Raw genomic sequence first — 19,952 nt, 5'->3', positions numbered from 1 at the left:
GTTACATGCGGAACACGCCGAAGCGCGTGTCTTCGATCGGCGCGTTCATCGACGCGGCAAGGCCGAGCCCGAGCACGTCGCGCGTCTGCGCCGGGTCGATCACGCCGTCGTCCCACAGCCGCGCGCTCGCGTAATACGGATGGCCCTGGCGCTCGTACTGGTCGCGGATCGGCTGCTTGAACGCGTCTTCTTCCTCGGCGGACCACGAACCGCCCTTCGCCTCGATGCCGTCGCGGCGCACCGTCGCGAGCACCGACGCGGCCTGCTCGCCGCCCATCACCGAGATCCGCGCGTTCGGCCACATCCACAGGAAGCGCGGGCCGAACGCGCGGCCGCACATCCCGTAGTTGCCGGCGCCGAACGAGCCGCCGATGATCACCGTGAACTTCGGCACCTTCGCGTTCGACACGGCCGTCACCATCTTCGCGCCGTGCCGCGCGATGCCTTCGTTCTCGTACTTGCGGCCGACCATGAAGCCCGTGATGTTCTGCAGGAACACGAGCGGAATCTTGCGCTGGCAGCACATCTCGATGAAATGCGCGCCCTTCACCGCCGATTCGGAGAACAGAATGCCGTTGTTCGCGACGATCCCGACCGGGTGGCCCCAGATGTGCGCGAAACCGGTAACGAGCGTCGTGCCGTAGCGCGCCTTGAATTCGTCGAACTCCGAATCGTCGACGATACGCGCGATCACCTCGCGCACGTCGAACGGCTTGCGCGTATCGACCGGAATCACGCCGTACAGGCTCTTCGCGTCGTAGCGCGGCGGCTTCGGCTCGCGCAGCGCGACCGGCGGCGCGATCTTCGGCGCGAGGTGACTGACGATGGTGCGCGCGATCGACAGCGCATGCGCGTCGTTCTGCGCGAGATGGTCGGCCACGCCCGACAGGCGCGTATGCACGTCGCCGCCGCCGAGATCCTCGGCGCTCACTTGCTCGCCGGTCGCGGCCTTCACGAGCGGCGGGCCGCCCAGGAAAATCGTGCCCTGCTCCTTCACGATGATCGACTCGTCGCTCATCGCCGGCACGTACGCGCCGCCCGCCGTGCACGAGCCCATCACGACGGCGATCTGCGCGATCCCCGCGGCCGACATCGTCGCCTGGTTGAAGAAGATGCGGCCGAAGTGGTCGCGATCGGGAAACACGTCGTCCTGGTTCGGCAGGTTCGCGCCGCCCGAATCGACGAGGTACACGCACGGCAGCCGGTTTTCCGCGGCGATCTCCTGCGCGCGCACGTGCTTCTTCACGGTGACCGGGTAATAGGTGCCGCCCTTGACCGTCGCGTCGTTGCACACGATCACGCATTCGCGGCCGGCGATGCGGCCGATCCCGGTGATGACGCCCGCGCCCGGTGCGTCATCGTTGTACATGCCGTTCGCCGCGAGCTGCGAGAACTCGAGGAACGGCGCGCCCGGATCGAGCAGTTGCGCGATGCGGTCGCGCGGCAGCAGCTTGCCGCGCGCCAGGTGCTTGTCGCGCGCGGCCTGGCCGCCGCCCTGCGCGAGCTGTTCGATCTTCGCGCGCAGATCGGCGACGACCGCCTCGAGCGCGGCGGCATTCGCGCGGAAGTCTTCCGAGCGCGGGTTCAGTTTCGATTCGATGATCGGCATCGACGGGGCTCCGTTCGCGTGACGTGGGGCGTTACATCGTTTCCGCGAACAGCTCGCGGCCGATCAGCATCCGGCGGATCTCGCTCGTGCCGGCGCCGATCTCGTACAGCTTCGCATCGCGCCACAGGCGCCCGACCGGGTATTCGTTGATGTAGCCGTTGCCGCCGAGGATCTGGATCGCCTCGCCGGCCATCCACGTCGCCTTCTCGGCCGTATAGAGGATCACGCCCGCGCAGTCCTTGCGCACCTGGCGGATGTGGTCGCTGCCGGCCGAATCGAGGTGGCGGCCGACCGCGTACAGATACGCGCGGCATGCCTGGAACGTGGTGTACATGTCGGCGACCTTGCCCTGGATCAGCTGGAATTCGCCGATCGCCTGGCCGAACTGCTTGCGGTCGTGGATGTACGGCACCACCGCGTCGAGACACGCGGCCATGATGCCCGTCGGGCCGCCCGACAGCACGGCGCGCTCGTAGTCGAGGCCGCTCATCAGCACCTTCACGCCGCCGTTGAGCTGGCCGAGGATGTTTTCCTCGGGCACTTCGACGTCCTGGAACACCAGCTCGCCCGTGTGCGAGCCGCGCATGCCGAGCTTGTCGAGCTTCTGCGCGACCGAGAAGCCCTTCATCCCCTTCTCGACGATGAACGCGGTGATGCCGCGCGGGCCGGCTTCGAGGTCGGTCTTCGCGTAGACCACCAGCGTGTCGCAATCGGGCCCGTTGGTGATCCACATCTTCGTGCCGTTCAGCACGTAGCGATCGCCGCGCTTGTCGGCGCGCAGCTTCATGCTGACGACGTCCGAGCCGGCGTTCGGCTCGCTCATCGCGAGTGCGCCGATGTGTTCGCCCGACACGAGCTTCGGCAGGTATTTCTGCTTTTGAGCCTCGGTGCCGTTGCGGTGGATCTGGTTCACGCACAGGTTCGAGTGCGCGCCGTACGACAGGCCGATCGACGCCGAGGCGCGCGAGATCTCCTCCATCGCGACCATGTGCGCGGTATAGCCCATGTTCGCGCCGCCGTACTCCTCGGCCACCGTCATGCCGAGCACGCCGAGATCGCCGAACTTCTTCCACAGATCCATCGGAAACTGGTCGGTGCGGTCGACCTCCGCCGCGCGCGGCGTGATTTCCTTCGCCGCGAACGTCGCGACGGCGTCGCGCAGCATCTCGATGTCTTCACCGAGCATGAATTGCACACCGGGCAGGTTGATCATGTCTCCTCCGTCTCCAGAAAGTGTGTGGCACCCACCGATTTCTGAGTTTCGCTCAAATCGAATGAATGCACCGATTCATTGACCAATACAGCGTAAATTTTGCACAGTTTCGCGCCTCGTCGGGTTCGGCGTCAATAGTTTTTTGAGTGACACTCAGATATCATGCGGAGATGACAGCCGCTACCGCCGACACCATGACCGCCACCGTCAAAGCCGATCGCGCCGACACGTCGCGCGCGCCCGCCGGGCGCAAATCCCAGCAACGCGTGCAGGACATCCTGCGCGCCGGCCGGGAAGTGTTCGCCGAAAAGGGTTACGAGCATGCGACGGCCGCCGAGATCGCGCAGCGCGTCGGCGTATCGGAGGCGACGGTGTTCAGCTACTTCCGCGGCAAGCGCGAGCTGTGCGCGCGCGTCATCGCGGATTGGTACGACGAAAACATCGCCGCGTTCGAGCAGGGGATGCCGCAGGAAGCGTCGGTGCGGCAGCAGTTCGCGTTCATCGTGCGCACCCACCTGCGGCTGATGCTGGTGAACGGCACGGGCCTGTGCGCGCTGGTGTTGTCGGAAGGCCGCGCGAAGCAGCATGCGCTGAGCGACGAACTCACCGCGCTGCAGCGCCGCTACACCGCGCCGCTGATGGACGTGCTCGCGCGCGGCCAGGCGGCCGGGCAGGTGCGTACCGACCTGCCGCTGAGCCTGCTGCGCTCGATGGTGTTCGGGCCGATCGAGCACGTGCTGTGGGATGCGATCCTCGGGCACCGCAAGCTCGACACGGAAACGACGGCCACGCAGCTCGTCGACATGCTGTGGGCCGCCGTGCAGCCGCCGGCGCCGGAACAGGCGGCGCTCGTGCGGTTCAGGAATGAAGTGGCGGAAGCCGTGCGGCGGCTGGAAGGGGAAGCGTCACGCCCGTGACGCAGGGGTGCGGCCCGGGCACGCGCCGCATCGTGCGCCGCGCGTAACCGACCGCTAGGAATCCTCGCCGACACGCAGCGGCGCGCGGCTCTGCTCGTTGTTCAAATGGACGAACTTGCGCAACAGGCGCACGAGTTCCTGCGAATCTTCCTCGCCCATCCCGTCGAACAGGCCGGCACGCAGCTCCTGCACTGACGGAATCAGGCGCGTGAGCAGTTCGACGCCCGTCGGCGTCAGCAGCAGGCGCCGCTGACGCCGCGGCAGCACTTCGCGAACGATCAATCCTTTCGCTTCGAGCCGGACCGCGAGGTCGGCCGTGGTCGACGTGTCGAGCGCCACCCGCTGCGCCAGCGTCACCTGATCGAGCCCCGGACACTCGTAGAGCATCCGCAGGACGGCGTACTGCACCGGCGTCACGTCGCGGCCCAGCTTCTCGTAGAACATCGCGACGGCAATCTGGTGCGCGCGCCGGATCAGGTGCCCCGGCTCGTCGTACAGGTCGAGCGGGAAAGCCGGCGCGTCGGCGGGATTCGTTTTTTCCATGAATGAGTCGATGACATAGGCGGCGCGCGCCGGTTGCGCGCGCCGACGGCATGGCGCTGCCTCGCGCCATTTCCCGGGAAAACCAGTATACCGCTCGCCTTGCCCCGGCTTATCTCAATGCGTACACTGAATCTCATTCAGTACACGGAATGAAGAACTGCCGCATGTCAGCGGCACCGCCCCGAAGGAGACGACGAACGTGTTTCTCAAGAACGCTTGGTATGTGGCGTGCACGCCCGATGAAATCGACGGCAAGCCGCTGGGCCGCAAGATCTGCAATGAATCGATGGTGTTTTACCGCGCGGCGGACGGCCGGGTCGCCGCGCTCGAGGACTTCTGCCCGCACCGCGGCGCCCCGCTGTCGCTGGGATTCGTGCGCGACGGTGTGCTCGTGTGCGGTTATCACGGGCTGGAAATGGGCTGCGACGGCAAGGCGTCCGGCATGCCGGGCCAGCGCGTCGGCGGCTTCCCGCCGATTCGCAGCTTCCCGGTGATCGAGCGCTACGGATTCGTCTGGGTCTGGCCGGGCAATGCGTCGGAAGCCGATCCCGCCAAGCTGCCCGCGCTGGCCTGGGCCGAAGACCCGGCCTGGGCGCACGGCGGCGGCCTCTATCACATCCGTTGCGATTACCGGCTGATGATCGACAACCTGATGGACCTCACGCACGAAACCTACGTGCATGCGTCGAGCATCGGCCAGAAGGAAATCGACGAAGCGCCGCCGAAGACCACCAGTCATGGAGACGAAGTCGTCACGAGCCGCTTCATGGAGAACGTGATGCCGCCGCCGTTCTGGCGGATGGCGCTGCGCGGCAACGGGCTCGCCGACGACGTGCCGGTCGACCGCTGGCAGATCTGCCGCTTCACGCCGCCGAGCCACGTGATGATCGAAGTGGGCGTCGCCCATGCGGGCCACGGCGGCTACGACGCGCCGGCCGAGTTGAAGGCGTCGTCGATCGTGGTCGACTTCATCACGCCCGAGACAGACACCTCGATCTGGTATTTCTGGGGCATGGCGCGCAACTTCCGGCCCGAAGATCACGCGCTGACCGCCGAGATCCGCGAAGGCCAGGGCAAGATCTTCGCCGAGGATCTCGAGATGCTCGAACGCCAGCAGCTCAACCTCGAGCAGTGGCCGGACCGCAAGCTGCTCAAACTCAACATCGACGCCGGCGGCGTGCTGTCGCGCAAGGTGATCGACCGGCTGCTCGCCGAAGAAAACGCGGCGAGCCCGCAGCGGCCCGTGATTCCGGTCGCGCAGGTCAAGGAGGCGTCATGAGCGCCGCGACATTGACGGTCCGGGTGGCCCGCAAGTGGCAGGAAGCGCGCGACATCTGCGGTTTCGAATTCGTCAGCGACGACGGTTCACCGCTGCCGGGCTTTGAAGCCGGCGCCCACATCGACGTGCATTTGCCAGGCGGGCTCGTGCGCCAGTACTCGCTGTGCAATCATCCGGAACACGCCGATCGCTATCAGATCGCCGTGCTGCGCGATGCCGACGGCCGCGGCGGGTCGCGCGCGATCCACGACGAAGTCCAGCAAGGCGATACCGTGCGGATCGGCGTGCCGCGCAACCAGTTTCCGCTCGCCCCCGACGCTCCGCACCACCTGCTGCTCGCGGGCGGGATCGGCGTCACGCCGATCCTCAGCATGGCGGAACGACTGTTCTCGTCCGGCATGCCGTTCGACATGCACTACTGCGCGCGCTCGACCGATCGCATGGCGTTCGTCGAGCGGATCAACGCGGCCGGGTTTCACGATCGCACCCGCCTCCACGTCGACGACGGCGATCCCGGGCAACGCTTCGACCTCGCCGCCGTGCTCGCCGCCGCGCCCGCAGGCACGCACCTGTACGTATGCGGCCCGCGCGGCTTCATGGACGCAGTGCTGAACGCCGCGCGCGAGCGCAACTGGGCCGAAGCGCGGCTGCACTACGAGTTCTTCGGCGGCGCGGTTGCGTCGTCCGGCGCGGACCGTGCGTTCCAGGTTCGGATCGCGAGCAGCGGCATGGTGATCGACGTGCCGGCCGAATGCACGGTCATCGCGGCGCTGGCGGCGAACGGCGTCGACGTGCTGACGTCGTGCGAACAAGGCGTATGCGGCACCTGCGCGACACGTGTGCTCGAAGGCGAGCCCGATCATCGCGACGCGTATCTGACCGACGATGAAAAGGCAGCCGGCGATCAGTTCATGCCGTGCTGCTCGCGATCGCGAAGCGACCTGCTGGTCCTCGATCTGTAGATCCGCAAAGCTGTAGACGGACCGCCCGACTCGCGGCGGCCAACCACAATACTGGAGACGATCAATGGAGCAACATGCCCCGGCACCGGTCAGTACTACTCAGTTCCCGGTCGATCGATGGTGGGTCGCCGCGCTGTCATCCGAGCTGACGGACAAACCCGTCGCCCGCACGCTCCTCGGCCGCCCGATCGTCCTGTTCCGGTTGCCGTCCGGGGAAGTCGGCGCACTGGAGGATCGCTGCTGCCACAAGTCGCTGCCGTTGTCGTGCGGCTCGCTCGAATCGCGCGGCCTGCGCTGCGGCTATCACGGGCTGCTGTTCGACCGCGACGGCACGTGCGTGGAGATTCCCGGCCAGGACCGGATTCCGGCGAAGGCGTGCGTGTCGTCGTATCCGGTACGGGAACAGGACGCCATCGTGTGGATCTGGATCGGCGCCGACGCGCACGCTCGGCCGACGAGCGCGCCGCCACGCTATGCGTTCCATGCCGATCCGCAATACCGGTTCGGCGGCGGCCACTACCATTACGACGCACCGTATCAGCTGATTCACGACAACCTGATGGACCTGAGCCACCTCGGTTATGTCCATCTGAAAACGATCGGCGGCAACGCGGCGCTGCACATGGGTGCGGAAACCCGCGTCAGCAGCGACGGCGATACCGTGACGCTGGTTCGCCGGATGCCGGATTCCGACCCGCCGCCAACCTATACCGCTGCGTGGCCGTTCGCGGGCCGCGTCGATCGCTGGCAGGAAATCGAATTCCACGTGTCGCACATCCGGATCTGGACCGGCGCGATGGACGCCGGAACCGGCGACCTGCACGATCCGGCACGCGGCGGCTTTCACATGCGCGGCTTCCACGGCATCACGCCCGAGACGGAAACGACGACGCACTACTTCTGGACCGTCGCGACCAATCCGCAACACGACATCGAGCGCGTCGCGCAAACGGTCATCGAGCAATCCGCGGCGACGTTCGACGAGGACAAGGCCGTGATCGAAGCGCAATACCGGAACCAGCTGCGGTTTCCGGGCGGCCGCCAGATCGACATTCACGTCGACGCGGGCCCCAATCGCGCGCGGCGCGTGATCGAGCGGCTGCTGCTCGAACCCGCTTGAGCATCGCGCCGCCCCGCCGACAACACCCGCCGGTCGCGACGGGCGCTCCGCGGGGTGTCCCGTCGGCCCGTTCAATCGCTTTCGCCCCATTCGCCATCACCGGCTTCGATTTCATCCCATTTAATTAGTCATACTATTTACAAGGATCTTTGACGTGAGCGCAAACATCCGCAATACGATCGACGAATCCCCGATGAGCACGTTCCAGACGATGGCGGTCACCGCCTGCGTCGTGCTGAACATGCTCGACGGCTTCGACGTGCTGGCCATCGCGTTCGCCGCGCCGCACCTGGCGGCCGAGTGGAAACTGAGCGGCAAGGAAATCGGCCTGCTGCTGAGCGCCGGGCTCGCCGGCATGGGCATCGGCTCGGTGCTGATCGCGCCGCTCGCCGACCGCGTCGGCCGCCGCCGCATCATCCTGCTCTGCCTCGCGGTGATCTCGACCGGGATGCTCGCCTGCGCGGCCACGCACAGCACGATTCAACTCGCCGTCACGCGTGCGTACACGGGGCTCGGCATCGGCGGCATGCTGGCGAGCCTGACCGTCATCAGCGGCGAATACGCATCGAGCAAATGGCGCAGCGCCGCGATCGGCATGCAGTCGACCGGCTACGCGATCGGCGCGACCGGCGGCGGCGTCATCGCCGGCTACCTGCTGTCGACGTGGGGATGGCGCAGCGTATTCGCGTTCGGCGGCATCCTGACCTTGCTGGCGATCCCGATGGTGCTCGCATTGCTGCCGGAATCGCTCGACTTCCTGCTGGCAAGGCGTCCGGACAACGCGCTGCAGAAAATCAACCGCATCCTCGCGAGAATGAAGCGCGCGCCGATCGACATGCTGCCCGCGGCGACTGCCGCCATCGACTCGGCGAACGCCGCGTCGAGCTGGACGGCCGTGCTGCGCGCGCCGCTGACGCGCCGCACGATCGCACTGTGGATCGCATTCTTTCTCGTGATGGGCAGCTTCTACTTCGTCGTGAGCTGGACACCGAAGCTGCTGGTTCAGGCCGGGTTGTCGGCATCGCAGGGGGTCACCGGTGGCGTGCTGCTCAATCTCGGCGGCATTGCGGGCGCATCGCTCTTCAGCCTGCTGTCGACACGGTTCGGCCTCCGTAACCTGCTCGGCGCGACGCTGCTGCTCGGCGGTGTATTGATGGTCGTGTTCGGCGCGAACACCGGCTCGCTCGGGATCGGGATGACGGTCGGGGTATTCCTCGGCGCCGTGATCAATGCGTGCGTGGCCGGCATGTATGCGCTGTCGCCGACGCCGTATCCCGCCGAAATCCGCACGACCGGCATCGGCCTCGCGGTCGGCATCGGTCGCCTCGGCGCGATCCTGTCGCCGATGACGGTCGGTGCGCTGCTGGACGACGGCTGGTCCGTGTCCCATCTGTATCTCGCGTTCCTCGTGCCGATGATCGGCGCGGCAATCGCCGTCGCCGTGGTGGGTACGCGTGCCGCGGCACCGCACAGGCAACGCGACCCGGCGATGTCGTAACGCACGACGCGCGCAGCCTTGCCGATACCCGTCGGCATCCCGGATCGGCTCGGGTCATAAAAATATCGATAAGCATATCTACATACTGTTTGGAGACAGCCATGAAAACGAAACTGGGCGCCGCAGTCGCGACGGCGACGGCGATGGCACTGACGCTGGCGCTGGCCGGACCGGCCTGCGCACAAAGCAGCGTGACGCTGTACGGAATCATCGATACCGGCGTGTCCTACTACAACAACGCCGCACATGGCGGATCGTTCACGGGTATGCCGACACTGACCGGCGAAGTGCCGTCACGCTGGGGGCTGAGGGGCACGGAGGATCTCGGCGGGGGCTACCAGGCGTTCTTCGTGCTCGAGAACGGCTTCCAGCCCGGCACGGGCGCACTGAACTACGGCGGGCGCCTGTTCGGGCGACAGGCGAACGTGGGCGTGAACAGTCCGCTCGGCGCGCTGACCCTCGGCCGCCAGATGAACATGTCGATGATCGTGCTGACCAATGCGGACGTGATCGGCCCGTCGATTCACTCGATGGCGGATTTCGATTCCTATCTGCCGAACGCACGCAGCGACAATGCGATCGGTTACAAGGGCACGTTCCACGGTGTGACGCTCGGCGCCACCTACAGCTTCGGCCGCGACGCGGCCGGGCCGGCAGGGCCGTCGGCCACGGGCTGTGCCGGACAGGTGCCCGGCGACTTCGTCGCTTGCCGCCAATACACGGCGATGCTCGCGTATGACGCGAGCAATTTCGGGCTCGCCGCGTCGCACGACGTGATGCGCGGCGGCGGCGGTGCGCTCGCGCCGCTGAACAATCCGGCGTACACCGACACGCGCGACATCGTCGCCGGCTACGTGAAGATCGGCCCCGCGAAACTGGGCGCCGGCTGGATTCGCCGCAACCTCGCGGCAGCCGAACACCTGCAGGCCGATATCGTGTTCGCCGGCGGCACGTACTACGCGACGCCCTACCTCGCGCTCGACCTTCAGGGCGTCCGCTACCTGCAACGCCGGGAAAACAGCGAAGGCGGCACGAACGCGACACTGCTCGTCGGCCGCGCGAACTATTTCCTGTCGAAGCGGACGACCGTCTATACGTCGGTGGGCTACATGTTCAACAGCACGCTGGCCGCGAACGCGGTCGCCGCGGGCGGGACGGTCGGCACCGGGATGAACCAGCTCGGCGTGATGGCCGGCATCCAGCAGAAGTTCTGAACGCCGGACGCCCGTGCGCCGGTCAGTTGGCGAGACGGCAGTGGGCCAGCTTCAGGCCCGGCAACACGGGCGCATCGATATAGCCTTCGTTCACGCAGCTGAAGCGGAAAGCCGCCGACGTGACGAACGGCTTGATTTCGCCGCCGGGGAATTTCGGCTTCAGCGCATCCTGGTCGGCCACGTCGAAATGCGTATCGAATTGCTCGCCGTCGGCCGTCAGCGCGCCGAAGTAAGTGCCGCCCGGATCGCTGCCCATCCGGATCACGGCGCCGACGAACGTGAGGCGCTTGCCGTCGTACTTCGCCTTCGCGGCGGCCACGTCCTGCGTGTAGGCCTCGATCACGGCGCCGTAGTGCGCGTCGATCGCGTCGGCATCGGAAGCCGCGCAAGCAGCCTGGTGAATGCCTGCCAGCAGCGCGCAGGCCGCAAGCGCGGCCGCCGCGAACGGCGCGGAAATCTTCTTCATGGGTGGTCTCCCGTCTAGCGTGGTGGTTGAAGTGATTGAAGCCCGGCGCAACGCCGGATGAATTCGCTTCCGTTGCTTTAATCGTTCGAATGGCGGATGACGGCTGCGATCACTTCATCGCCCGCGTGGTCGTGCGCGGTGCGTGGCGTCGCGCGGAACGCGACGTGACAGGAAGATGACATGGTGCGGCCCCCGGTTCTCTCGTTGAATTTCACTGCGTCTGATTTTGGCCGCTACGGTAGCAGACGGCCGCCAGCCCGGCAACCGACACCCGGGCGCCCGCAATCCTGTCATTACAATTGCAAATGATTCTCATTACATATATCATGCACGCCTTGGCCGTAACGAAACGCCGCGGCCCGAGACACGATCCTTAGCACTCCCTCCTGTATCGATTCATGCCATCCCGTCGAACGCCCCGCCGCGTCCGGACCCCGCGTCCGTGGCGCTCGAGCCTGCCTGCCCTGATTACCCTTTGCGTCGCAAGCGGCGCGCATGCGGCCAACGCCGAAGCCGGTGCAACCGCATCGGCCCCCGCGACGCCGGCCGGGAAAGAACTCCCCGCCATCAACGTCAACGCATCGTCGACCGTCGACCCGACCATCGGCTACCAGCCGCGCACCAGCAGCATCGCGGGCGGCAGCGACCGTCCGTTGAAAGAGATCCCGCAATCGGTCGCGGTGGTCAGCAGCAGCGTGATGCAGGACCAGCAGGCGCGTTCGCTCGACGACGTGCTCGGCAACATCAGCGGCGTGACCCAAACCAACACGCTCGGCGGCACGCGCGACGCGTTCATCAAGCGCGGCTTCGGATCGAACAACGACGGCTCCGTGCTGGTCGACGGCGTGCGCACGCCGGTGCTGCACAGCTATCTCGCGACGATCGACCGCGTCGAGGTGCTGAAGGGCCCGGCTTCGCTGCTGTACGGGATGCAGGATCCGGGCGGCGTGATCAACCTCATCACGCGCAAGCCGGAAGACACGTTCGGCGGCTCGATCTCCGCATCGCGCACGAACCACGGCGGCAGCAACGCGCAGTTCGATCTCACGGGCCCGCTCGGCAACCCCGGCCAGGTCGCGGGCGGCACGCTCGCGTTCCGGCTGACCGGCGAATACGACACGAGCCGCTACTGGCGCAGCTTCGGCCGCGAACGCAACGCGCTGATCGCACCCGCGCTGTCGTGGCACGACGCGAACACGTCGATCGACGTCAGCTATCAGTACGTCGACTACACGATGCCGTTCGATCGCGGCACCGTGCTCGTGAACGGCCAGCTCGACGATGCGTTGCGCTATCGCCGCTACGAGGAAGCATGGTCGCAAAGCAGCGGCATCCAGGAAACGTTGCGGACGCGCATCGAGCACCGCTTCTCCGACGCATGGCGCGTGCGCGCGACCTACGGCTGGGGCCGCGACCGCTACGACCAAACCATCACCCGCGGCAACTCGTTCAACAGCAAGACGGGCGCAATGACACGCTCGTCCGACGCGAACCTCGGCCGCAACGACTCCGACCAGATCGCGACGCTCGGCCTGCTCGGCAACGTGACGCTCGCCGGGATGAACCACGCGATCTACATCGGCGGCGAATACGAACGGCAGCGCAGTTTCCGCGGCGACACGATCCGCGGCAAGGCGACGACGGGCTTCAATCTCTACGATCCCGTGTACGGCCTGCTCGCGGCGGGCGGCACGCCCAACGCGAAGCAAAGCGATTCGCGCTCGGTCGTGCATGCGTATTCGACGATCGTGCAGGACTCGGTGAAGATCACCGACCGCCTCACCGCGGTGGGCGGGCTGCGCTGGGAAAACTGGCAGCAGGAATCGGGGATGGGGCGGCCGTTCGTGTTCGCCGACCGCTCGCGCGGCAGCGTCTGGCTGCCGCAGTTCGGGCTCGCATACGCGCTCACGCCGGCGCTGACCGCCTACGCGAACGTGAGCCGGTCGTTCAAGCCGAACGTCGCATCGAACGTCGCCGCGCCGCTCGCGCCGGAATACGGCCGCGTGCTCGAGGCCGGGCTGAAGTTCAGCCTGAAGCCCGCGATCACCGGCACGCTCGCGGTCTACCAGATCGACAAGCGCAACGTCGCGGTCACGGTCGGCGACATCACGTCGACGATCGGCACCGCGCGCTCGCGCGGGATCGAGCTCGACGTCGCCGGGCAGATCACGCGCCACCTGAGCGTGATCGGCAGCTACGCGTATACGAACGCGACCGATCGCGACAGCAACACCCCGCTCACGAACGTCGCGCGCCACACCGGGAGCCTGTTCGCCGTGTACGACACGGCCATCGCGAATCTGCCCGGCCGCTGGCGCTTCGGCGGCGGCGCGCGTCTCGTCGGCGCACGCTCCGGCGACACGGCGAACAGCTTCACGCTGCCCGGTTATGTGACCGTCGATGCCTTCGCAGCCTACGAAACGACGATCGGCAAGTTCCCGACGCGCTTCCAGCTCAACGTGAAGAACCTGCTCGACAAGACCTACTACCCGTCGAGCAACAACAACCTGATCGTCGCGGTCGGCGAGCCGCGGCTCGTCACGCTGACGACGACGGTGTCGTTCTGATGGCCTGACGTTCCGATCGCCCGATGCGTGCATGAGCCGGCCCAAACGCGGCAGCCCATGCACCACGGCCGTAGTCGCAGCCGCTCGCGACGCGTAGCGGCTCGCTCCTTGCCCCGGTGATGCATCCTTGCCGCTTCGCAAGCGGTCACCGCGAATCCGCGCGCGTTGGGCCGGACAACCACCGACGACGCGGCGACGGAACATCGTCCGATCCGCCGGCGAAGCAGGATCGACAGCGAATCACCCCGTTGCTTGCCGCCCACACCAGCGCCGGATTCCGCTTGACTGCCGTCCCGCGCGGCACCCGACGCCGCCATTCACATGCCTCCCCGGCACTCGCTTCACCGCCCGCAAAAATGCATCCGAGCGATGCATTTCCGCCCGCTCCCGAACCGCATCGCGCGCCGTATGATCGCCCCGGCTTTTCTCCACGGCGGCCCGATGCGCGTCTACGTCTCCATTCGCGCTCGCGCTCCGCTCCAACCACCTGCGAACATGTCCAACCTCTCACTCATCCTCGTCGTCTCCATGCTCAGCGCCTTCGGCCTGATCGCGTCCGACGTCTACCTGCCCACGATGCCGTCGATGGCCCACGAGTTTTCGATCGGCGCATGGCAGATGCCGCAAACGGTATCGGCTTACCTGATCGCGCTCGCCTGCGCGCAGCTGGCCTACGGCCCCCTCTCCGATCGATGGGGACGCAAACCCGTGCTGACCGCCGGCATCGTCCTGTACATCCTTGGCTCGATCGGCTGCGCACGCGCCGGCGGCTTCGCGAGCTTTCTCGGATGGCGCGTGCTCGAAGCGCTCGGCGCGGCGTCCGGCCTCGTCATCGGTCGCGCGATCATCGCCGACACCTGCGACAAGAACGCATCCGCGAAGATCTACAGCATCGTGTATCCGCTCGTGTCGCTGTCTCCGGCAATCGCCCCCGCAATCGGCGGATATCTGGCTGCGGCGTTCGGGTGGCGAAGCGATTTCATTTTCGTCGCCGCATTCGGCGTTGTCGCACTCGCGCTCGTTCAGTTGCTCCTGAAGGAAACCCGGCCGCCCGTCGCGCCGGGCCAACATCGCGCCGCACCGCTGGCCGGCTTCACCGGCGTACTCGCGGACCGGGCCTTCATCCGCTACACGCTCGTCGTGTGTGCGATCTATTGCGCGTGGTTCGTCTACCTGACGCAGTCGCCGTTCATCTTCTCCGGCCTCGGTCTTTCGGAACGGCAAAGCGGCTGGCTCTATCTGCCGCTGACCGCCGGCATCGTTTCCGCCAACCTGGTTGCGCGCCGCATGCTCGACCGGATGTCCTACGACTCGATCGTCGTGGCCGGCGTGGGCTGCTTCGTTGCCGGCGGCATGGCGTTCGCCCTGTGCGAATCGTGGCACGTCAAAGGGGTCGTCGCGATCGTGATGCCGATGGTGCTCGTCAGCCTGTCGAATGGATCGTCGCTGTCGCTCGCGGTCTCGGGCGCCATCGCGAGCGAACACGGGCGCGCGGCGACGGCGTCGGGGCTGGTCGGCTTCTTCCAGATCGGTAGTGCGTCGCTCGCCGCCACCGTGTCCGGCGGCCTGCTCGGCACCGGAAGCCACGTGCTGGCGGCGGCCATCCCGTTCTTCGCGATCGTCGCGGCCATCGCGATCGTGCCGCGCTGGTGTGCCGCGCGGCGCACGCTCTCGATGCGCGACACGCTACCCCGTTGAGCCCGTGGCCCTGCGCGGGCGGGGCCCCGGCCGCTATCGATAACGGTCGAACGTAGCCGCGATCTCTGCGGTGACCGCCCGAACGCGCGCCGTCCGGTTCAGGTCGGTATGCGATACGAGCCAGACCTGATACGGCGCGGCTCGCGTCCGGTCGGGCCAAATTCGCACGAGCGAATCGTCGTCTTGCGCCATATACGCGGGGAGTTCGCCGATGCCGATACCCGACCGGATCGACGCCGCCAGCATCAGGCTCGAACTCACCTGCGCCACGATGCGCCCGCGCTCCATCGACTCGCCGCACAGCGCGTTCCCCTGGTTCGACGTCGTGCCGGGCTGGTAGACGACCAGGTCATGCCCTTCGAACGCGCCTCCGATCGCGGGCTCGCCATGCGCATCCAGATACTCGCGGCTCGCGAACAGCCCGACCTCCCATTCGGCGAGCTTCCGGCGCACGAGGTCGGGATTTTCCGGCATCACGGTGCGAATCGCGAGATCCGCATCGCGTCGCGTCAGGTTGAGCACCTGCACGGACGTCGTCAGGATCACGTGTATCGCCGGACATTTCCGGCGCAGCTCCCGTATCGCGGGAACGACGAAATCCATCGCGAGGGAATCGGTCGTCGTCACCCGGACCTCGCCTTCGAGGCGATCGTCCGAGCCCTGGACGCGACGCTCGAATTCGCACGCCGCCTGCTCCATTGCTTCCGCAGCCTGCAGCGAATGCTCGCCGACCGGCGTCACGACATAACCGGACGATGTCTTGAGAAACAGCTTCGCACCGAGCGCCTTCTCGAGTGCGGTCAACCGTCGCCCCACGGTGGCCTGGTCGACATCGAGAACGGCCGCGGCCTCGCGCAGCGTCCCGGTGCGATGAACGGCCAGAAAAACGCGGGCATCGTCCCAATTCATGAGTAACGTTCTCTCTCTCGGTCAGGCATGTGTGAATTCGCAGGAGGCGATTATACAAGTCGATCCAGTGCAGCCCGCTCCGGATAATCAGCTATCCGTATCAACTGGATGATCGATTCGCCGATCTAAACCGGAACCGGAACCGTCCGCAGGAAACCCCTGAACGACGGGCTCGCCGACCGAAGCCGGGTGCAATGACCGAACCGATGGTCGTTTCACCGATCGCCCCAACCCCGGTCGCCCAATCATCAGCCTCCCGAATATCTCCCATCCGATACCGCGATTTTCCGTACCGGACGCGCGCCGCTAGACTGGCTACGCATTCGCGACGCCGCAGCGCCGTACCGCAACGCGGCATGCCCCCACAAAAACGATTCCGGGAGATACCCCATGTCCGACCGGCACGCGCGCCGAGGCGCGCTCAAGACACTCGGCCTCGCGGCCGGCACCGCGCTGCTCGCCGCCGCGCGCCCCGCTCGCGCCGCCGCGCCCGAAACCGGCACGCTGCTACCCGGCGGCGCCACGCACCTCGCCGACCTCACGCGCCGCCTCGCGGCCGCGCCGCGGCGGCGCGACTTCAAGACGGTGCCGGTGATCCTCGAACGCCCCGACCAGTGGGATCATGCGGCGCTCGCCGAACTGGCCGGCTACCGCGGCGGCCCGAAGCAGGTATGGGACAACACCGAGCTCGGCGGCCCGTGGCTGAACCTGATGCGCAATTCGCTGAACGCGCAGATCTGGTCGTATCGCCATCCGGATTTCCTCGTCGTATCGGCCACGCACGGCAGCGCGCATCTCGCACTGTTCGACCAGGCCGCGTGGGACAAATACGGCCTCGCGAAATTCGCCGGCGCCGCCTTTCCGGCCAACACGCTGCTCGACGCGAAACCCGCACAATCGAAGGGCGCGCAAGACCACGAGTCGCCCGACGGCGCATTCTCGTCGCACGACAACAGCATCGCCGCGCTGCAGCAGCGCGGCGTCGTGTTCCTGTCGTGTCACAACGCGATCTGGGAACTCGCGGAGCGGCTCGACGGCGCGAACGCGAATCCCGACAAGCTGCCGCTCGATGCGCTCGCGGCCGACCTGACCAACCATGTGATCCCGTCGGCAATCGTCACGCCGGGCGCGGTCGGCACGCTGCCCGACCTGCAGCAGGCCGGCTTCACGTACGCAAAATGAGCACCGCGATGACATCGATCCCCCTGCAACCGCCATCACCGTTGCCGCGCCGTCGGCGCACGCTGCGCGCCGTGCTGGCCGCCTGGCTCTGCTGCGCATCGGCGCTGTCGCTCGCCGCGCCGGCCGGCCCCGCCGCGAACGTCTTCCCGCCCTGGCAGGACGGCCGCAACAACGACGCGACGCATCGCGGCCTCGAATTCACGGTGCCGCAGGTCGACGTGCTCGCCGATTTCCACGGCGACCTCACCGCGCCGAAGCTCGTGCTGTTCGTCGGCGGCAACTATTTCTTCGCTATGGCGCCGCTCGTCGCGAAGTTCGAGGAAGACCATCCCGAGTACCGCGGCCGCATCTACTGGGAGACGATCCCGCCCGGCCTGCTCGTGAAGCAGATCCATGCGGGCGGCACGATCACCGTCGGCAACATGACGTGGACGGTCAAGCCCGACGCGTATTTCGCGGGACTCGGCAAGATCGACGGCTTGATCGCGGACGGCACGCTCGCCGGCCCGGCCGTGCCCTACGTGACGAACCAGCTGACGATCATGGTGCGCGCCGGCAATCCGAAGCGCATCGCGTCGCCGAACGACCTCGCGCGGCCCGACGTGCAGCTTGCGATGCCCAATCCGGCATTCGAGGGCGTCGCGCGGCAGATCCGCGCATCGCTCGTGAAAGCCGGCGGCGACGCGCTCGCGCGTACCGTCTACGACGACAAGGTGCGCGCCGGCACGACCGAGCTCACGCACATCCACCATCGGGAAACCGCGCTGTTCCTGATGCAGGGGCGCGCGGACGCGGGCGTGCTGTGGCAATCCGAGGCGGCCTTCCAGGAACAGGTCGGGCATCCGCTGATGCACATCGACATTCCGGTCGAGCAGAATACGACTGCGATCTATGCGGGCGCGATGGTGAAGGACGCGCCGCATCCGGAAGCCGCGCGCGCATGGCTCGCGTTCATCCGGTCGCCGGAAGCGTTTGGAATCTTCCAGCGCTACGGCTTCGGCCGATACGATGCGGCGACACCGCCGCAGCACCTCGCGCCGGCGCAGCAGGAGAAGCAGTCCGATGCGGGCTGACCACGCGGCCGCGCCGGCTGCCCGGCGGCGCGCTCGCGGCCTACAACAAGGAGGGGACACGTGAACGATACGGTGCACACACCGCGACGCCGGTTCGCGCCGCTGCTGCTCGCCGCGGCGACGCTGCTGGGCGGCCACGCGCGCGCGGACGACGCGGCGCTCGGCAAGACGCTCGCGACACAGGGTTCGACGACGGGCGTCGCCGCCTGCATCGGCTGCCACGGCAGCCAGGGCGAAGGCAACGCGGCGGCCGGCTTCCCGCGCCTCGCGGGCACGAGCGCCGCGTATCTGTCCGCGCAGCTTGCCGCGTTCGCGGACGGCAGCCGCCAGAATCCCGTCATGCAGCCGCTCTCGAAACTGCTGACGCCGCACGAGCGCGATGCGGTATCCGCGTACTTCGCGAGCCTGCCCGCACCCGCCGGCATCGTCGCCGCCGACGACACGTCGATCGATCCGGCGAACACCGGCGCGTGGCTCGCGACGCGCGGACGCTGGTCACAAGGCCTGCCCGCATGCGCCCAGTGTCACGGCCCCGGCGGCCTCGGCGTGGGCAGCGCGTTTCCGCCGCTCGCGGGCCAGCCCGCCGCCTATATCGCCGGCCAGTTGAACGGCTGGAAACACGGCACGCGCCCGCCGGGGCCGATGGCGCTGATGCCGGCGATCGCCGGCAAGCTGTCCGACGCCGACATCGACGCAGTGGCCGCCTACTACGCACGCGGCGGCGCCGCGCAGGGAGACAAGCGATGATCGACCGCACGACGCTGATCCGCCGCACCCGCGCGGCACTGCTCGGCGCGGCCTGGATGCCCGCGCTCGCGTTCGCGGCCGCACCGCAGGACGCACCACCGGCCAACGCTTCCGCATCCGCGCCTTCCGCCGTTGCGGCGGCCGCCAGGCCGTTCGCGCCGCCCGCCGAATCCGCGATCCCCGCCGACGAGTTCGGCAAGACCGTGAAGCTCGGCGAGCAGATCTTTTTGCACACGCCCGAGTTCGCGGGCAAGTACGTCGGCAACAAGCTGACCTGCGCGAGCTGCCACCTCGACGCGGGCCGGCGGCCCGATTCGAGCCCGATGTGGGCCGCGTACCTGCTGTATCCGGCGTACCGCAGCAAGAACGGCCACGTGAACACGTTCGCCGAGCGCCTGCAGGGATGCTTCCGCTACAGCATGAACGGCAAGGCGCCGCCGGCCGGCGACCCGATTCTCGTCGCGCTGGAAACCTATTCGTACTGGCTCGCGAAGGGCGCGCCGGTCGGCACGAAGCTGCCGGGGCAGGGTTTCCTGAAACTGCCGCCGCCCGCGCAGAAGGTCGACTATGCGCGCGGCGCCGCCGTCTACACGCAGCACTGCGCGCTGTGCCACGGTGCGGACGGCCAGGGGCAGTCGAGCGGCGGCAAGGCGGTCTTCCCGGCGCTGTGGGGCGCGCGTTCGTTCAACTGGGGCGCGGGGATGGGCGACATCCGCAATGCGGCCGGCTTCATCAAGGCCAACATGCCGCTCGGGCTCGGCGGCACGCTGACCGATCAGGAAGCGTGGGACGTCGCGACCTTCATGGACAGCCACGAACGTCCGCAGGACCCGCGCTTCACGGGCTCGGTGCACGACACGCGCGCGAAATTCCACGATTCGCCCGATTCGATGTACGGGCTCAGCGTGAACGGCCGCGTGCTCGGCGCGCCGTGACGCGGGCGCCGGGCAGGCCG

General features: G+C 67.4%; 17 protein-coding genes. 12 read left to right on the top strand and 5 right to left on the bottom strand.

What is annotated here, in order from left to right:
* Position 1 precedes the first annotated feature (1 nt).
* Together FOZ70_RS04035 and FOZ70_RS04030 are read right to left on the bottom strand one after the other, a co-directional pair.
* A complete protein-coding gene (locus FOZ70_RS04035; RefSeq protein WP_219704992.1) occupies positions 2-1,609 on the bottom strand; it encodes a carboxyl transferase domain-containing protein in 1,608 nt (535 codons plus the stop codon).
* A gap of 31 nt (positions 1,610-1,640) precedes the next feature.
* Positions 1,641-2,822 (bottom strand): isovaleryl-CoA dehydrogenase, encoded by a 1,182-nt coding sequence (locus FOZ70_RS04030; RefSeq protein WP_021163017.1) that lies wholly within the window; start codon positions 2,820-2,822, stop codon positions 1,641-1,643.
* A 170-nt stretch (positions 2,823-2,992) separates the two neighbouring features.
* Between FOZ70_RS04030 and FOZ70_RS04025 the strand changes: the two genes are divergently transcribed.
* Complete coding sequence (locus FOZ70_RS04025) at positions 2,993-3,739, top strand: TetR/AcrR family transcriptional regulator (RefSeq protein WP_021163016.1); 747 nt, start codon at positions 2,993-2,995, stop codon at positions 3,737-3,739.
* A gap of 54 nt (positions 3,740-3,793) precedes the next feature.
* Here FOZ70_RS04025 and FOZ70_RS04020 read toward each other — a convergent pair whose 3' ends face one another.
* A complete protein-coding gene (locus FOZ70_RS04020) occupies positions 3,794-4,282 on the bottom strand; it encodes a MarR family winged helix-turn-helix transcriptional regulator (protein WP_021163015.1) in 489 nt (162 codons plus the stop codon).
* 199 nt (positions 4,283-4,481) lie between these two features.
* Between FOZ70_RS04020 and FOZ70_RS04015 the strand changes: the two genes are divergently transcribed.
* The 5 genes from FOZ70_RS04015 to FOZ70_RS03995 all read left to right on the top strand — a co-directional run bounded on the left by FOZ70_RS04015 (position 4,482) and on the right by FOZ70_RS03995 (position 10,355).
* Positions 4,482-5,561, top strand: coding sequence for an aromatic ring-hydroxylating dioxygenase subunit alpha (locus FOZ70_RS04015; RefSeq protein ID WP_048025454.1), 1,080 nt, complete (start codon positions 4,482-4,484; stop codon positions 5,559-5,561).
* Entirely contained in the window at positions 5,558-6,523 is a 966-nt protein-coding gene (locus FOZ70_RS04010) for a PDR/VanB family oxidoreductase (protein ID WP_111997759.1), read from the top strand. The genes FOZ70_RS04015 and FOZ70_RS04010 overlap by 4 nt, the downstream gene beginning before the upstream one ends.
* A gap of 64 nt (positions 6,524-6,587) precedes the next feature.
* Complete coding sequence (locus FOZ70_RS04005; protein ID WP_219704991.1) at positions 6,588-7,643, top strand: aromatic ring-hydroxylating dioxygenase subunit alpha; 1,056 nt, start codon at positions 6,588-6,590, stop codon at positions 7,641-7,643.
* Positions 7,644-7,797: 154 nt separating this feature from the next.
* Positions 7,798-9,141 (top strand): MFS transporter, encoded by a 1,344-nt coding sequence (locus FOZ70_RS04000; RefSeq protein ID WP_059709109.1) that lies wholly within the window; start codon positions 7,798-7,800, stop codon positions 9,139-9,141.
* Positions 9,142-9,242: 101 nt separating this feature from the next.
* Positions 9,243-10,355, top strand: coding sequence for a porin (locus FOZ70_RS03995; RefSeq protein WP_060157430.1), 1,113 nt, complete (start codon positions 9,243-9,245; stop codon positions 10,353-10,355).
* Positions 10,356-10,377: 22 nt separating this feature from the next.
* On the opposite strand, the gene FOZ70_RS03990 is transcribed toward FOZ70_RS03995, so the two are convergent.
* Entirely contained in the window at positions 10,378-10,821 is a 444-nt protein-coding gene (locus tag FOZ70_RS03990) for a hypothetical protein (RefSeq protein WP_021163009.1), read from the bottom strand.
* A gap of 398 nt (positions 10,822-11,219) precedes the next feature.
* Between FOZ70_RS03990 and FOZ70_RS03985 the strand changes: the two genes are divergently transcribed.
* Positions 11,220-13,388: a TonB-dependent siderophore receptor gene (locus FOZ70_RS03985; RefSeq protein WP_059619784.1), complete on the top strand. Its 2,169-nt coding sequence runs from the start codon at positions 11,220-11,222 to the stop codon at positions 13,386-13,388.
* Positions 13,389-13,883: 495 nt separating this feature from the next.
* Positions 13,884-15,086 carry a multidrug effflux MFS transporter gene (locus FOZ70_RS03980; protein WP_219704990.1) on the top strand — a complete coding sequence of 401 codons (1,203 nt, stop codon included), beginning with the start codon at positions 13,884-13,886 and terminating at the stop codon, positions 15,084-15,086.
* Positions 15,087-15,119: 33 nt separating this feature from the next.
* Here the strand turns inward: FOZ70_RS03980 and FOZ70_RS03975 are convergent, their stop codons facing one another.
* Entirely contained in the window at positions 15,120-15,995 is an 876-nt protein-coding gene (locus FOZ70_RS03975; RefSeq protein ID WP_165581276.1) for a LysR family transcriptional regulator, read from the bottom strand.
* Between the two features lie 390 nt (positions 15,996-16,385).
* Here FOZ70_RS03975 and FOZ70_RS03970 point away from each other — a divergent pair, with 390 nt between their 5' ends.
* Genes FOZ70_RS03970 through FOZ70_RS03955 form a run of 4 tightly spaced genes read left to right on the top strand, consistent with a single transcriptional unit; the run spans position 16,386 to position 19,932 of the window.
* Complete coding sequence (locus FOZ70_RS03970; protein ID WP_219704989.1) at positions 16,386-17,177, top strand: transcriptional initiation protein Tat; 792 nt, start codon at positions 16,386-16,388, stop codon at positions 17,175-17,177.
* A gap of 8 nt (positions 17,178-17,185) precedes the next feature.
* Positions 17,186-18,250: a substrate-binding domain-containing protein gene (locus tag FOZ70_RS03965; protein ID WP_219704988.1), complete on the top strand. Its 1,065-nt coding sequence runs from the start codon at positions 17,186-17,188 to the stop codon at positions 18,248-18,250.
* A 60-nt stretch (positions 18,251-18,310) separates the two neighbouring features.
* Positions 18,311-18,997: a c-type cytochrome gene (locus FOZ70_RS03960; protein WP_060218594.1), complete on the top strand. Its 687-nt coding sequence runs from the start codon at positions 18,311-18,313 to the stop codon at positions 18,995-18,997.
* Positions 18,994-19,932, top strand: a complete 939-nt coding sequence (locus FOZ70_RS03955; RefSeq protein ID WP_219704987.1) for a c-type cytochrome — start codon at positions 18,994-18,996, stop codon at positions 19,930-19,932. The genes FOZ70_RS03960 and FOZ70_RS03955 overlap by 4 nt, the downstream gene beginning before the upstream one ends.
* The last annotated feature ends 20 nt before the right edge of the window (positions 19,933-19,952 follow it).

Origin of the sequence: Burkholderia sp. COPS, assembly GCF_019425585.1 — a bacterium.
Taxonomy (GTDB): Bacteria; Pseudomonadota; Gammaproteobacteria; order Burkholderiales; family Burkholderiaceae; genus Burkholderia; species Burkholderia cepacia.
The sequence above is the reverse complement of the archived record's forward strand: the minus strand, read 5'-3'. Positions and strand labels throughout refer to the sequence as shown.

What these genes read in the sequence shown, in the direction of transcription:
- FOZ70_RS03955 (WP_219704987.1), top strand. Translation starts at nt 18,994, where the DNA reads ATGATCGACCGCACGACGCTGATCCGCCGCACCCGCGCGGCACTGCTC.
- FOZ70_RS04005 (WP_219704991.1), top strand. Translation starts at nt 6,588, where the DNA reads ATGGAGCAACATGCCCCGGCACCGGTCAGTACTACTCAGTTCCCGGTC.
- FOZ70_RS03990 (WP_021163009.1), bottom strand. Translation starts at nt 10,821, where the DNA reads ATGAAGAAGATTTCCGCGCCGTTCGCGGCGGCCGCGCTTGCGGCCTGC.
- FOZ70_RS03985 (WP_059619784.1), top strand. Translation starts at nt 11,220, where the DNA reads ATGCCATCCCGTCGAACGCCCCGCCGCGTCCGGACCCCGCGTCCGTGG.
- FOZ70_RS04035 (WP_219704992.1), bottom strand. Translation starts at nt 1,609, where the DNA reads ATGCCGATCATCGAATCGAAACTGAACCCGCGCTCGGAAGACTTCCGC.
- FOZ70_RS03995 (WP_060157430.1), top strand. Translation starts at nt 9,243, where the DNA reads ATGAAAACGAAACTGGGCGCCGCAGTCGCGACGGCGACGGCGATGGCA.
- FOZ70_RS04025 (WP_021163016.1), top strand. Translation starts at nt 2,993, where the DNA reads ATGACAGCCGCTACCGCCGACACCATGACCGCCACCGTCAAAGCCGAT.
- FOZ70_RS04020 (WP_021163015.1), bottom strand. Translation starts at nt 4,282, where the DNA reads ATGGAAAAAACGAATCCCGCCGACGCGCCGGCTTTCCCGCTCGACCTG.
- FOZ70_RS03975 (WP_165581276.1), bottom strand. Translation starts at nt 15,995, where the DNA reads ATGAATTGGGACGATGCCCGCGTTTTTCTGGCCGTTCATCGCACCGGG.
- FOZ70_RS04030 (WP_021163017.1), bottom strand. Translation starts at nt 2,822, where the DNA reads ATGATCAACCTGCCCGGTGTGCAATTCATGCTCGGTGAAGACATCGAG.
- FOZ70_RS03980 (WP_219704990.1), top strand. Translation starts at nt 13,884, where the DNA reads ATGTCCAACCTCTCACTCATCCTCGTCGTCTCCATGCTCAGCGCCTTC.
- FOZ70_RS03970 (WP_219704989.1), top strand. Translation starts at nt 16,386, where the DNA reads ATGTCCGACCGGCACGCGCGCCGAGGCGCGCTCAAGACACTCGGCCTC.
- FOZ70_RS04010 (WP_111997759.1), top strand. Translation starts at nt 5,558, where the DNA reads ATGAGCGCCGCGACATTGACGGTCCGGGTGGCCCGCAAGTGGCAGGAA.
- FOZ70_RS03965 (WP_219704988.1), top strand. Translation starts at nt 17,186, where the DNA reads ATGACATCGATCCCCCTGCAACCGCCATCACCGTTGCCGCGCCGTCGG.